Below are 12,124 nucleotides of genomic sequence, written 5' to 3'. Positions count from 1 at the left end.
CATTGTGACCGGCCTCAGAGGATCGCCAGCGGATTGACCGGAGTGCCCACGGCACCGGTGATGGGCAGAGACGGTGCCACGAGCATGAACTCCCAGCGGGACTCTGTGGAGCACAGCTCCGCCAGTTCGTCGGCATCCCACATCTCCCCGATCGTCAGACCGATGTTCGGGATCGAGACCTGGTGGAGAGGCTGGAACGCGGGCACGTCGAACTCATTGGGTCTGACCTCGAAACCCCACGTGTCGGTGGCGACTGCGGCCACCTCGGTGCGGTGGATCCATCCGGCGCAGGTCAGTGACAGTCCGGGAGCAGGGCCTCCCGCGTAGTCGCCCCAACCGTCGGCCTTGGCTCGGGCGAGCTGACCGGTGCGGATGACGACGATGTCTCCGCGGGTGATGTCGACGCCTTGAGCCCGAGCGGTGTCGTCCAGGTCGTCCGGCGTGATGGCGAAGGCGTCAGGAAGCCGGCCGGTCTCGGGTTCGAGGTGCCGACCCACGTCGAGCAGGACTCCGCGTGAGACGAAGGATGCGGCCGTGTGTTCGATGCCGGTGACGAGGTCGCCGTCGCTGGTGACGACGTCACCGGCGCGTCTGCCGTTCCACGCCCTGCCATGGTCGAAGATGTGCCCGAGTCCGTCCCATTGGGTCGAACACTGCAGCGGCATGGCGATGACGTCGTCAGCCCCGCCGAGTCCGTGGGGAAACCCCTGCCGGCCCATCTGTGCGTCCGTGCCGGTGTCGAGCATGGTGTGGACCGGGTTGGTGCGTCTCCGCCAGCCCTTCTGGGGTCCGTCCATGTCGAAGGGAAGTGATAGGGAGATAGTCTTTCCCGAGCGCACGAGCCGTGCGGCTTCACGGCGTTTGTCGTCGTCGATGAAGTTGAGAGTTCCCAACACATCGTCCTCGCCCCAGCGTCCCCAGTTGCGATAGGCCTGTGCGCGGGAGGCGATTTCGCCTTCCGGGTTCTCTCGGTCGATCATTGCCGGATCCTCGTTCGGCTTCGTCTCCGTCGACTTCGTCTCAGTCGGCTTGTCTTCAGCGCTCATCGGTTCGCTCCTCCCGAGCTTCTCGTGGTCGGCTCTTCGCTCGTGCATCGGATCACTTGGGTGCCCAACCCAGATATGGTGCCTTCGAGAACGTCGCCGTCCTCGAGGAAGCGCTTCCAGTACTGGCCGTTGCCCGCGGGACTTCCGGTCAGCAGCAGGTCGCCGGGCAGCAGCCGTGCCGTCTGGCTGGCCGCTGACAGCAGCGCGGCGAGGTCGAACATGAGATCGGCGGTGCTCGCGTCCTGCTTGACCTCGCCGTTGAGGGCCAACCGGAGATGGGCCCGCGTCGGGTCGATGAAAGGGGCAGGAACGAGGAAGGGCCCGGTGGGCAGGAAGCCCGGCGAATTCTTGGACCTGAACCAGTCGGAACCGATGTCCTTCATGTCCTTGCGGAAGGTGAATTCGCGCGTCGAGACGTCGTTGCAGATCGTGAAGCCCGCGACATGGTCGAGCGCTTCTTCCCGGCTGACCCGGTACGCGGGTCTGCCGATCACCGCGGCCAGCTCCAACTCCCAATCGTGGGTGTCCGAGGTGTCCGGCAGGACGAGGGAGTCCTCGGGTCCGGCCACGCACGCCGGGAGTCCGATGAAGATATAGGGTTCCCCATTGGCCGCCCGATCATCCATCATCTCCGCGGCCCTCTCCTTCGCGTTCTCCGGCGAGAAGCCCGCATTGTTCGTCAGGCCCGAGGCCACCAGCTCGATGACATGTTCGCGATAGTTCGCCCCGGTCTGCAGGACCTGTCGAGGCTCCACCGGGGCGGTGAGGACGACGGAGTCGAGCGGTCGCCAGCTGCCGGTAGCCGCGGCGGAGCTCGGGTCCGGCGGGACCGCCTCGGCGAGGTGCTCCAGCCGCTGCCAATCGGGTGCGGCGAGGAAGTCGTTGAGACTCGGCGCTCCCAGCTCCTCGGCGGTCAGCGGCCTGATGTGATCACCGACGACGAGGCCCAGGCTCGCGGGTGCGTTGCCGAGGACCTCACCACTGACGTAGGCGGGATCGATGCGGCCATCGGGCTGGCGAAACCGCGCCAGCGCGTAGGGCGGGGCAGATGTCATGGGGGTGGTCCCTCTCTTCTGTGGTGATGGATTCGGCGGCGGGGCCGCCTCGGCGAGCGTCCTCAGCGATTCAGCCGCGCCCCGGCACTGCGTAGGGGTTGACGAGGGCTTCCCTGATCTCTTCGGGGACTCCTTCTTCGGTGGCGGTGGGGCCGTCGGCAGGAGGGAACGACTCGGTCATCGACATCGGCATCGCACCGTTCTTGTAGAAGTTGTTCGATCCCTGCGAGGGCGTCCAGGTCTGAGGTTCCCAGTCGGGGACGTAGTTGCGGTAACCGCCGGTGTTGAGCTCGATGCGCATCGTCGACGGATCGCGGTAGTAGAGGAAGTTCTGCTCTCCGATGCCGTGGATTGATGGACCGTATTCGATACCGACGCCGTTCTCGAGCAGCGTGTCGGCGGCGATGAGCAGCTCTTCCCGGGTGTCGACCCAGAAGGCGAAGTGGTTGACGCGGCCGGCACGGGTCGACCCATCGAGGACGACTCCGAGGTCGTGTGACTTCTCGTTGGTCGTCAGCACGGAGAAGACGGAGACTGGGGCCTCGTCGAGCACGGTGCGGGCCATGATGCGGAAGTCGAGCACGTCGTTGTACCACTTGGCGAAGGCGTCCACGTCGCTGCACGCCACGGTGACGTGGTCGAGCTGGCGAGGGGCACCGGCGAATCGGCTGCGCCGTGTAGGGCGGTCCGGGTACGTCGAGGCACGCTCGCCCGAGGCCACTCGGTAGTGCTCGACATCCCAGTGCAGCGTCATCACATGCCCCCAGGGACCGGTGAAGCGGAAGGAGCGACCGGTAGTGTGTCCGTCGAACCATTCGACTTCGACTCCGGCGGCTTCGACGCGACGGGCGGCTTCGTCCAGGGCCTCCGCCGAGGTGGTGCGCCACGCCATTGTGTCCAGGGCCGGTTCATCGCCCGGAACGATAACCAGGCTGTAGCGGTAGTAGTCGCCCCAGCAGCGCAGGTAGACGCGGCCGTCGATGCGGTCGACGACTTCCATTCCGACCTGCTGTTCGTAGAACTCTACGGAAGCCTGGACGTCCGGAGTCGTGATCGAGACATAGGACAGGTGTGAGAGCAGTTTGATCATCGTTGAATCCTTGGTTGAAGTGACTGGTGCTTACGCCGCGTACCGAACACGTTAATGAGCCACCTCACATAAGTCCAAGAGATGTAGATTATCTCTGGCATCATCACTGTTTATATGCTTGAGTAGGCACATGGTCGCACCTCCGCTCAACTCCCGACTCGACCTCAACCTCATCGTCGCCCTCGACGCACTGCTGACAGAACGCAATGTCACCCGGGCCGCCGAGAGTCTGGGTCTCAGCCAGCCTGCGCTGAGTGCCTCTTTGGCCAAACTGCGCAGACATTTCAATGACCCGCTGCTTGTGCGCAACGGCAATTCGAGCGAACTCACGCCGCTTGCCCGTCGGCTGTCCGCTCATGTTCCGGCGGCGCTCGATTCGTTCCGTCGCGTCTTCGAAAGCCAATCCGAATGGGCGCCGGAGACGTCGGAACGGGAGTTTCGGATCTACGGCTCCGATTACGCCTTCGCCACCGTCGGACAGGCGGCATCCCGCATCGCCCACCAGAGTGCCCCAGGGGTGAAGTTCCGGTTCGAACTGCATACGCCCTCCATCGTCGAGGACTCAGCGCAGCTGCGCGCCTCGGATGGGATCCTCATCCCCCATGGACACGTCGAGGGGCTGCGGCACACTGATCTGTGGACCGACGACTGGCTGGTCCTCGTCGACGCCGCGCACCCCACGATCCAAGGGTCCGTCACCCTCGAGGATCTCCACGAGAACCCGTGGGTCTTCACCTACCAGTCGCCGAGCGCATTCACCTCGGCCAACAAGCAGCTGGAGACGATGGGCATCGAGCCGAGGGTCGATACGATCGTCGCGAGCTTCTTGGCTCTGCCGCACTTCATCCGCGGGACCAGCCGACTCGGTATGGTTCAGGCGGGGTTCGCCCGCGGGGCCGAACACCGGAGCGGCCTGCAGGTGCTGCGTCCGCCCTTCGACGCGGCCCCGGTCGCCAACGCCCTGTGGTGGCACGCGATCCATGAGAACGATCCCGAACACGAATGGATGCGCGGCGTCTTCAGCAGGGCCGGAGAGGAGCTGGCCAGAGCGGCAGAGTCCGGTTCGTCCGAACGCGACCGGTAGGAGCGCCGCCTGTGACGCGGGCTCATGAGCTGGGCACCGTGTGCACGAACTGGGCACCGTGTGCACAGCAGAAGTGCTCGTGCCTACACTGAAGTCATGGATGAAGAAACGACCGTCACCGTCAACGACATCCCCGAAGGGGCCGCCATCATCGACGTCCGTGAGGATGACGAATGGGATGCCGGGCACATCGAGGGCGCGATCCATGTACCGCTGGGCGAACTGCCCACACGCTTGGACGACCTTCCTCTCGATGACGACATGTACGTCATCTGCCGCACCGGCGGGCGTTCGAACCGAGCCGTGGCCTGGCTCAACCAGAACGGCTTCGACGCATTCAACGTCGACGGCGGAATGGGCTCATGGAACATCGACAACGGTAAGCCGATCGTCTCCGAGACCGGCGAAGACCCCTGGGTGAAGTGAGCAGCAAGGCTCATTCCGCCTGACAGATCTGGTTCTCTCTGGCCGGATCATCTCACTCGGTCAGGTCGGTCTTTCCTGACGCAGCCGCCTCGGCGGAATCAGGAATCTCGTCGGGCCGGTACTTCGGCAAGCGGGAGGCCGGCACCGCTGCGATCAGGCTGATGCCGGCGAGGATGAGGAAGCCGAGCTTGAGCGTGCGCAGTCGCTGCTGAGAATTCAGCTCGACGGCATGCTCGACCTGCTCCGGTGTCGCCGTCGTCCCGGCGAGGACCTCTCGCAGTTCGTCGTTGCTCACGAAGTTCGCATTGTCGAGATCGACCTGTTCAACGAGTTCCGGCGGCAGATCGGGATGGTCGTCGGCAGCAGATGCCAGACCAGCCGAGAGCACCGTGACCAGCAGCGCTCCCATCACCGCTGTGCCGACAGCCGATGCGAGGTTCTGTGCGGTGCCGCGGATCGAACCGACGTCACCGGCCAGGTGCTTCGGCGCGGCCGTGACCAGGACATTGAACACCAGTGTCACCAACGCGCCCTGGCCGATGCCGAAGACGATGAGACCGAGGATCGTCGGCAGAGTCTCCCAATTGTTCGTCACGACGAAGGCCAGCCAGACGAGTGCCGCCGTCGTCAGACCGAAGGAGAACAGCGCGATGGTGCGAGGAGAATAGCGCTTGTAGAAGCGGACGATGAGGGTCGCGGTGACGAAGACCGTGAGGTTGAACGGCAGCATCGCCAACGAGGTGTCGAAGGGGGTGCGCCCCTGGACGACCTGGATGTAGGTAGGCACCGTGAAGTTCACCGCCGCCTCCATCGCGACGATGACGAACATCGCGTAGACGGCGGCCCGTTCGCTGGGTCTGCCGAGTACGCTGATGTCGACGAGCGGCACCTTGCCTGCCGCCTTTCGCCGCTTCGTCCAGACGAAGAACAGCTGCCCGAGAACGACGCCGACGACGATGAATACCGGTGCCGGGGACAGCCCCGCGATCGAGAACGGTGCCCCATCCTCGGCGCGGACGATTCCCCACCCGTTGAGGTTGTTGAACCCCATCGTCAACAGCACGACCGCAGCACCGATGAGCGCCGAGGCGACGAGGTCGATTCGAATCGAGGGATCACCCTTGTCCGACTTCAACGTGAATGTCAGCGCGAAGACGATGACGGCCAGGCCCAGCGTGATGAAGAAGATCGGCCGCCATCCGACGAACGTGCCGAGGGTGCCGCCGATGAGAAAAGCACTCATCCCGGAGAAGGCCCGTGCCGACCCGAGCGAGCCGACCGCCGCCGCCTGTTGGGCACCGCGATAGTTCTCGGCGATGAGCGCGACCAGGGCGGGCACGATGATCGCGGCAGCGGCACCGGCGAGCAGCTGACCGGTGATCACCCAGGTCACGGTGCGGGAGAAGATCATGAGCAGCGAGGAGGCCGCGAAGACGACGAGGACGACGCGGAAGATGAGCACCCAGCCGATCCGCTGTCCCAGCTTCGCACCGGTCATCACGAGCGCGGCCACAGCAAGGCCGTAGACGACGATCGTCGACGAAGCGACCGTGGGCGGAACACCGAAGTCCTCGACCATTCCGCCGAGCGAGATCGGCAGAGCGGCGACGTTGAACGACATGAGGACCTGGGCGAGGAAGAGTCCGATCATCGGTGCCCAGGATCTGCGCTCCTCGGCGACGTCGTTCGCTGCAGTTTCGGCGCTCATCATTGTCCTTTCCGCGGGCGTTCGACGGCCGCGTTCGATGCGAAGAGGTTCATGCCCAGAACCCGGGAGATGTGAAAGCACGCGCGCTGACCGCGCACGCTGTTGCCCGCGGAGTCCAGCCTCGGCGAGAACGTGCCCAGCGCACCCTTACCCGGGGCGATGGCGACGATGCCGCCGGACACCCCGGACTTGGCTGGCAGCCCGATCTCGAAGAGCCACTCGCCGCTGTTCTCGTACATTCCGCATGAGGCGAGGAGCGCGAGCGTGTCACGGGCCACCTCGGCGGAGACGACCTGCCGACCGGTCAGCGGATTGATCCCACCGTCGGCGAGGGTCGCTCCCATCACCGCGAGGTCGTGCGCGGTGACCAGCAGTGAACACTGCCGGGTATAGATGTCGACAGTGTCGAGCGGATCCGTGATGATCCGCCCATAGCTCTCGAGCAGTCGAGCCAGCGCCTTGTTGCGCTGATTCGTCTTCATCTCCGATTCGTACACGCGACCGTCGAGGCGAAGCGGCCGACCAGCGAAACGGGAGAGCCCGGTTCGAATGTTCTCCCATTTTTCCGCCGAGGTGGCCCCGGGCATGAGTGCGGTCGTGGCGATGGCGCCGGCGTTGACCATCGAGTTCAGCGGTTTGCCGTCGTTGAGTTCGATCGCCATCACCGAGTTGAAGGCGAGCCCGGTGTTGTTGACGCCGACGCGTTCATGGACGAGTTCGGAGCTGCGGGACTGACAGACGAGCGCGAAGACGAAGGCCTTGGAGATGGACTGGATGGAGAACTCGATATCGACGTCTCCGGCCTCGTGCACGGCCCCGGCCGATTCGATGAGACTGAGCCCGAACCAATCGGGGTCCGCCTCGGCGAGGACCGGGATGTAGTCGGCGACCTCACCGTCGTCGAGCCCCCGGTATCGTGTGTGGATGTCAGCCAGTGTCGAATCGATGAAGCTGTCGGAGGGCAGTCCGCCGGTGGAAGCGCGCTGTCTGACCGACTCTTCGTCAGGCCCGGCCATCTCTGATCCTCGTCTCGTTCGTGTGTGGCAGCCCTCGGCGCCCGTCCGCAGAGTGATTTCACTCTATCCCAGGGATATCATGCCGCATAGGTCTCTGACCAGGGATGATCACCGAAATTCCCGGACGGCGGCCGTGTCATGCGACCGCCGAGGCGAGCCGGCAGGCCTCGCCACGGGTGAGCCGCGGAGGCCGAGCCCCCTTGCCCCGCTTCCACGATGGGTCTACCGTCGGCACCACGGATCACCGACGTGCCGTTCGTGATCCGCGACCCTCCGCCGAATGGCGTGAGCGAGTTCGACTCCGAAAGGAGACAAGTCGTGAATGACGAGAAGAAGAACCTCCCGGAGAACGCAGCAGACGAGCAGCTCGACGACGAACAGGAGATCGAGACGACCGTCGTCGGAGTCGGTGCCGATACCGACGCCGAAGGCAGTTCTCAGACTCCTGAGGAGACGCTCGAGCGGATCGCTGCCGAGCACGACGTTCCGATCGAGCGGGATCCAGAGGACGTCCAGGCCGAAGCTGAAGGGTCCTCCCCCGTCAACGACCGAGATATCAGCGGCGGAGACACGAAGGAAGAGGAAGATGACTCCGTGGAGCCGCCGGACTGAGGTGGCACCCGGTTGAGCGGGGCGGCGAGATCTCGCGCCGAGGAGCCGCCGAAGTCCACGATGCAAGAACTCCGTGGACACAACTGTGCGCAGCCGCTGTCATTTGATTAGGTAGAAGAATGACAACACGCGCCGGCCAGTTGGCCCAGGACAAGGATCTCGTTGACGTCCCTGCCCTTCTCGATTCCTATCACGACTTGGTTCCGGACCCTTCGGTGCCTTCGCAAGCAGTGAGCTTCGGGACCTCCGGCCACCGCGGTTCGAGCTTCAACCGCTCCTTCAACGAGGCACACATCGCGGCCATCACCGCAGCGATCGTCGACTTCCGCCGCGACAAAGGCATTCGTGGGCCGATCTTCCTCGGCCGTGACACGCACGCGCTCAGTGAACCCGCGTTCCTCACGGTCCTCGAGGTGCTCGCCGCCGCCGAGGTCCCGGCGCTCATCGACGAGCGTGACGGCTTCACCCCGACCCCTGCCGTCTCCCACGCGATCCTCGGATTCAACGCCGGGAAGTCGCGCGACGATGCACAGGCCGACGGCATCATCGTCACTCCCAGCCACAATCCGCCCGCCGACGGCGGCATCAAATACAACCCGCCACACGGCGGACCCGCCGGCGCCGAGACGACGGCCTGGATCGCCGAACGCGCCAACACCTACCTTTCCGAAGGGTGGGAGAAGATCCCACGCACCCCCTTCCAGCGGGCATTCCATCTGGAGAACACGGAGAACTTCGACTACGTCTCGAACTACGTCGACGACCTCGAGTCGGTCATCGACCTCGATGTCATCCGCAGCTCCGGGCTGAAGATCGGCGCCGATCCGCTCGGCGGAGCCAGCGTCGACTACTGGGCTGCGATCGCCGAGGACTACGACCTCAACCTCGACGTCGTCCATCCGGACGTCGACCCCACATGGTCGTTCATGACATTGGATTGGGACGAGAACATCCGCATGGACTGTTCCTCTCCCTATGCGATGGCCGGCCTCATCGCCTCGCGCAATGACTTCGACATCGCCACCGGCAACGACGCCGATGCCGACCGTCACGGCATCGTCACCCCCGATGCTGGCCTGATGAACCCCAATCACTATCTGGCGGCGGCCATCGACTACCTGCTCGAGAACCGCACCGACTGGCCGAAGGACGCCGCGATCGGCAAGACTCTGGTCACCTCGTCGATCGTCGATCGCATTGTCACTGCTCACAACCGCACCCTCTTCGAGGTGCCCGTCGGCTTCAAATGGTTCGTTCCCGGCCTGCTCGATTCGACTTTAGCTTTCGGTGGTGAAGAATCGGCCGGCGCATCGTTCCTGCGTCGGGACGGCAAGGTGTGGTCGACCGACAAGGACGGCATCATCCTCGCCCTCCTCGCAGCCGAGATGACGGCGAAGACCGGGCGGACTCCGTCGCAGCGCTACGCAGGACTGGCCGCGAACCACGGCACCAGCGCCTACGTCCGCCAAGATGCACCGGCGACGCGTGCACAGAAGCAACGGCTGGGGACCCTTGACGCATCTCAAGTGAGCGCAAAGACCGTCGGCGGTGAGCCCGTGAAGGCGGTGCTCACCTCGGCGCCGGGCAACAATGCCCCCATCGGCGGCCTCAAGGTCACCACTGACAATGCGTGGTTCGCCGTGCGGCCCTCCGGCACCGAGGACATATACAAGATCTACGCGGAATCCCTGCGCGACGAAGACCACCTGCGCCAGGTCCAGCACGATGCACGGACCCTCGTCGACGGGGTGCTCGAGTAAGGCGCCGGGTGACGCCGAATTGCTCTGATGCGCCTCGGCAGTGCACTTCGATGCGACTCGCCATGCGAGGTCGCGGCAGACCCTGAAGGCAGATTACGATCACGTATCGCTGCTCAAGCAGGATTGTCGCAAATGTGCGCATCATCAGTACGCTTTCTCACTGTCGACAGTCGATCTGTCGCCGTGTAACGGTGGCTGCCGCACGACTGCAATAGGCCTGTTCTCGGACTGTGACCGGCTCCAAGTCGGTTCTCAGCGACCGTTGTCGTGCCTTCAGTCCTGGTCGAAATACTGTTCCCCGTCAATGACATGCCGCCTGACAGCGACACACACGTCGCTGCGGCTGACACGACGAGAGGATCAGCCACAATGAAGCACACCGTTCGCAACCGCACAGCAGCCATCGGAATCGCCGCCGTCGCCGGACTCGCCGGCCTCGGACTCGCGACAGGACCAGCCATGGCCGCCGAAACATCGACCCAGTCAGCTGCTTCGGACGTCGACACGCAGTCCGTGTACCACCCGACCGATCCGGTCAAATACGCCGACGAACTCGTCCGAGCCTGGGGAAAGGGCGATACGGACCGGGTTGAGGCTTTCGCCTCGACCAAGGTCGCTGAAGAGCTGCAGTCACATAGCGACGACGAAGTCACCCACTGGGATCGCGTCGGCGGAGAAGGTGCCGCCGGCACGACTTATGTCGACTATGAGAACACCGTCACTGGCGAGAAGATGTCGCTCGGACTGCCCACCGAGGCAGTCTCCAACCCCGATAACGAGTGGGGCACTCCCAATGCCGTGCACAGGATCAGCTTCGAGGACTGAAGTTCCAGTCCTCTGACCGCAGATACACCGAGCCCCGCTCCAGGATGATCCTGGAACTGGGCTCGATGTGTGACTCAGCGGAGCTGAGCGTCCGCGGCTGCGGCCACGGTCGGCCGCCTCAGCGCGAGCTGCCCAAGGAAGGGCCGCCTCGGCGAGGTCTTACAGGTGCGCCTCCGGGGCATTCTGCACGTAGTCGTCCACGGTGTCGTTCTTGAACGCGTCGCGGACCTTCTTCAGCTCATCCTCATCGACGTTGACGATCGACTGACCGTCGGGTGAGGTGCCGACGCCGGCGACGGGGGCGGTGAAGAATTCGATGTCGCCGGGGCGGACGTCGCGCATGTTGAACGCGGTCGAGGAGATGTACTTCGCATCCAGGCCCGAGTCGACGTACATGTACGGCGCGAAGTTCTTGACCATGTCCTGGATCTTCTTCGGGTTCGACAGGGTATCGGCCGAGATCATCTCGTTCGTCAGCCCGCGGATGAACGCCTGCTGATTGCGCGCACGCTGGAAGTCGCCGTCCTGGAACTGCTTGCGCTCACGCACGAAGGTCAACGCCTGATCGCCGTTGAGGACGTTCTCGCCCTTGATGAACGTGTAGCCGTTCTTCTCGAACGCCTGCTCGGAGTTCACGGTCACCCCGCCGAGGCTGTCGGTCAGTGCCTTGAATCCCTCGAAGTCGATGATCGCCACATGATCGAGTTCGGTTCCGATGAAGTCCGAGACCGTCGACACAGCCAGCGGCAGACCGCCGTAGGACAGAGCCGCGTTGATCTTCGACTTTCCGTGGCCCTCGATGTCGACGTAGGTGTCGCGCGGGATCGACATGATCTGGACGTTGCCGCCGTCCTCGGGCAGATGCATGACCATGATCGTGTCCGAGCGCAGTCCGCGCGAATCGTTGACGTCGACTTCTTTCATCGACTCGTCCGAGCCGAGCAGCAGGATGTTCGTTCCGTCGCCGTCCTTGCCGCCTCCGGTCTTGCCGAAGACCTGCTCATCGCTGAGCTGGTTCGCGTTCTTGTCGAACGACCGGCCGACGCTCCAGACGTAGAGCCCGATGCCGAGCACGCCGAGGATGACGATGATCAGCAGTGCAACAAGGACCTTGCGCCAGACGCGCTTCTTCTTGCGCGGGGGCTGCTGTTCCTCGTTCTGGTGGTCGAAGAGATCGTCGAAAGTGGTGTTGTCCGTCATCGGCACTCCGGGATTCGGGCGGTCGGCGTCGGGCGCCGGGGTCATTGGGCAATCCCGCTCATTGTATAGCGACCGAGGTGACCCATTTCTCAGCCGCACGGCGCACCCTGCGCCCAAGCGCGGTGGCGGACGGGAGGGGTGGGCCGCCTCGGCGGGGTGTCCTGCCTTGTCAGACGTCGAAATCCCCGATTTCGACGCGGTGGGCGGGAATGGCATCCGTTCGCTGCTCGCTGATGGGATCCGCTGCCGAGGTGAGGGGACTCACCAGTAATAATGCGGGCTCGGCGTGGTCGGTCGGGTCA

General features: G+C 64.3%; 11 protein-coding genes. 5 read left to right on the top strand and 6 right to left on the bottom strand.

The genetic code is table 11. The annotated features are described in order from the left end of the window. Positions 1-14: 14 nt before the first annotated feature. From D3I60_RS14285 to D3I60_RS14275, 3 genes are all read right to left on the bottom strand, one after another. Positions 15-1,046 carry a cyclase family protein gene (locus tag D3I60_RS14285; RefSeq protein WP_262776945.1) on the bottom strand — a complete coding sequence of 344 codons (1,032 nt, stop codon included), beginning with the start codon at positions 1,044-1,046 and terminating at the stop codon, positions 15-17. Continuing rightward, positions 1,043-2,101, bottom strand: coding sequence for a fumarylacetoacetate hydrolase family protein (locus tag D3I60_RS14280; protein WP_262776944.1), 1,059 nt, complete (start codon positions 2,099-2,101; stop codon positions 1,043-1,045). Before D3I60_RS14280 ends, D3I60_RS14285 begins: the two co-directional genes overlap by 4 nt. Positions 2,102-2,171: 70 nt before the next feature. Continuing rightward, complete coding sequence (locus D3I60_RS14275; protein WP_262776943.1) at positions 2,172-3,191, bottom strand: VOC family protein; 1,020 nt, start codon at positions 3,189-3,191, stop codon at positions 2,172-2,174. 130 nt (positions 3,192-3,321) lie between these two features. On the opposite strand from D3I60_RS14275, the gene D3I60_RS14270 reads away from it, so the two are divergent. Together D3I60_RS14270 and D3I60_RS14265 are read left to right on the top strand one after the other, a co-directional pair. Further along, positions 3,322-4,275, top strand: a complete 954-nt coding sequence (locus D3I60_RS14270; protein WP_262776942.1) for a LysR family transcriptional regulator — start codon at positions 3,322-3,324, stop codon at positions 4,273-4,275. A 96-nt stretch (positions 4,276-4,371) separates the two neighbouring features. Then, positions 4,372-4,701, top strand: a complete 330-nt coding sequence (locus D3I60_RS14265) for a rhodanese-like domain-containing protein (protein ID WP_262776941.1) — start codon at positions 4,372-4,374, stop codon at positions 4,699-4,701. 52 nt (positions 4,702-4,753) lie between these two features. Here the strand turns inward: D3I60_RS14265 and D3I60_RS14260 are convergent, their stop codons facing one another. Continuing rightward, positions 4,754-6,409, bottom strand: a complete 1,656-nt coding sequence (locus tag D3I60_RS14260; protein WP_262776940.1) for an MFS transporter — start codon at positions 6,407-6,409, stop codon at positions 4,754-4,756. Then, positions 6,409-7,425 carry a glutaminase A gene (gene glsA, locus D3I60_RS14255; protein WP_262776939.1) on the bottom strand — a complete coding sequence of 339 codons (1,017 nt, stop codon included), beginning with the start codon at positions 7,423-7,425 and terminating at the stop codon, positions 6,409-6,411. Before glsA ends, D3I60_RS14260 begins: the two co-directional genes overlap by 1 nt. 318 nt (positions 7,426-7,743) lie before the next feature. Here glsA and D3I60_RS14250 point away from each other — a divergent pair, with 318 nt between their 5' ends. The 3 genes from D3I60_RS14250 (at position 7,744) to D3I60_RS14240 (ending at position 10,622) form a co-directional block, all read left to right on the top strand. Continuing rightward, a complete protein-coding gene (locus D3I60_RS14250) occupies positions 7,744-8,037 on the top strand; it encodes a hypothetical protein (protein ID WP_262776938.1) in 294 nt (97 codons plus the stop codon). Between the two features lie 119 nt (positions 8,038-8,156). Next, the gene (gene pgm, locus D3I60_RS14245; protein ID WP_262776937.1) at positions 8,157-9,797 is read left to right on the top strand and encodes a phosphoglucomutase (alpha-D-glucose-1,6-bisphosphate-dependent); all 1,641 of its coding nucleotides are present in this window, start codon (positions 8,157-8,159) and stop codon (positions 9,795-9,797) included. A 369-nt stretch (positions 9,798-10,166) separates the two neighbouring features. Beyond that, a complete protein-coding gene (locus tag D3I60_RS14240) occupies positions 10,167-10,622 on the top strand; it encodes a hypothetical protein (RefSeq protein WP_262776936.1) in 456 nt (151 codons plus the stop codon). Between the two features lie 159 nt (positions 10,623-10,781). Here the strand turns inward: D3I60_RS14240 and D3I60_RS14235 are convergent, their stop codons facing one another. Continuing rightward, on the bottom strand, positions 10,782-11,867 hold the full coding sequence (locus D3I60_RS14235) for an LCP family protein (RefSeq protein ID WP_262776935.1): 1,086 nt from the start codon (positions 11,865-11,867) through the stop codon (positions 10,782-10,784). Between the last annotated feature and the right edge of the window lie 257 nt (positions 11,868-12,124).

Origin of the sequence: Brevibacterium permense (genome assembly GCF_025506275.1) — a bacterium.
Classification (GTDB): Bacteria; Actinomycetota; Actinomycetes; order Actinomycetales; family Brevibacteriaceae; genus Brevibacterium; species Brevibacterium permense_A.
The sequence above is the reverse complement of the archived record's forward strand: the minus strand, read 5'-3'. Positions and strand labels throughout refer to the sequence as shown.

Excerpts from the sequence above, each read along its gene's own strand:
- D3I60_RS14285 (WP_262776945.1), bottom strand. The coding sequence starts at position 1,046 with ATGAGCGCTGAAGACAAGCCGACTGAGACGAAGTCGACGGAGACGAAG.
- D3I60_RS14280 (WP_262776944.1), bottom strand. The coding sequence starts at position 2,101 with ATGACATCTGCCCCGCCCTACGCGCTGGCGCGGTTTCGCCAGCCCGAT.
- D3I60_RS14275 (WP_262776943.1), bottom strand. The coding sequence starts at position 3,191 with ATGATCAAACTGCTCTCACACCTGTCCTATGTCTCGATCACGACTCCG.
- D3I60_RS14270 (WP_262776942.1), top strand. The coding sequence starts at position 3,322 with ATGGTCGCACCTCCGCTCAACTCCCGACTCGACCTCAACCTCATCGTC.
- D3I60_RS14265 (WP_262776941.1), top strand. The coding sequence starts at position 4,372 with ATGGATGAAGAAACGACCGTCACCGTCAACGACATCCCCGAAGGGGCC.
- D3I60_RS14260 (WP_262776940.1), bottom strand. The coding sequence starts at position 6,409 with ATGAGCGCCGAAACTGCAGCGAACGACGTCGCCGAGGAGCGCAGATCC.
- glsA (WP_262776939.1), bottom strand. The coding sequence starts at position 7,425 with ATGGCCGGGCCTGACGAAGAGTCGGTCAGACAGCGCGCTTCCACCGGC.
- pgm (WP_262776937.1), top strand. The coding sequence starts at position 8,157 with ATGACAACACGCGCCGGCCAGTTGGCCCAGGACAAGGATCTCGTTGAC.
- D3I60_RS14240 (WP_262776936.1), top strand. The coding sequence starts at position 10,167 with ATGAAGCACACCGTTCGCAACCGCACAGCAGCCATCGGAATCGCCGCC.
- D3I60_RS14235 (WP_262776935.1), bottom strand. The coding sequence starts at position 11,867 with ATGACCCCGGCGCCCGACGCCGACCGCCCGAATCCCGGAGTGCCGATG.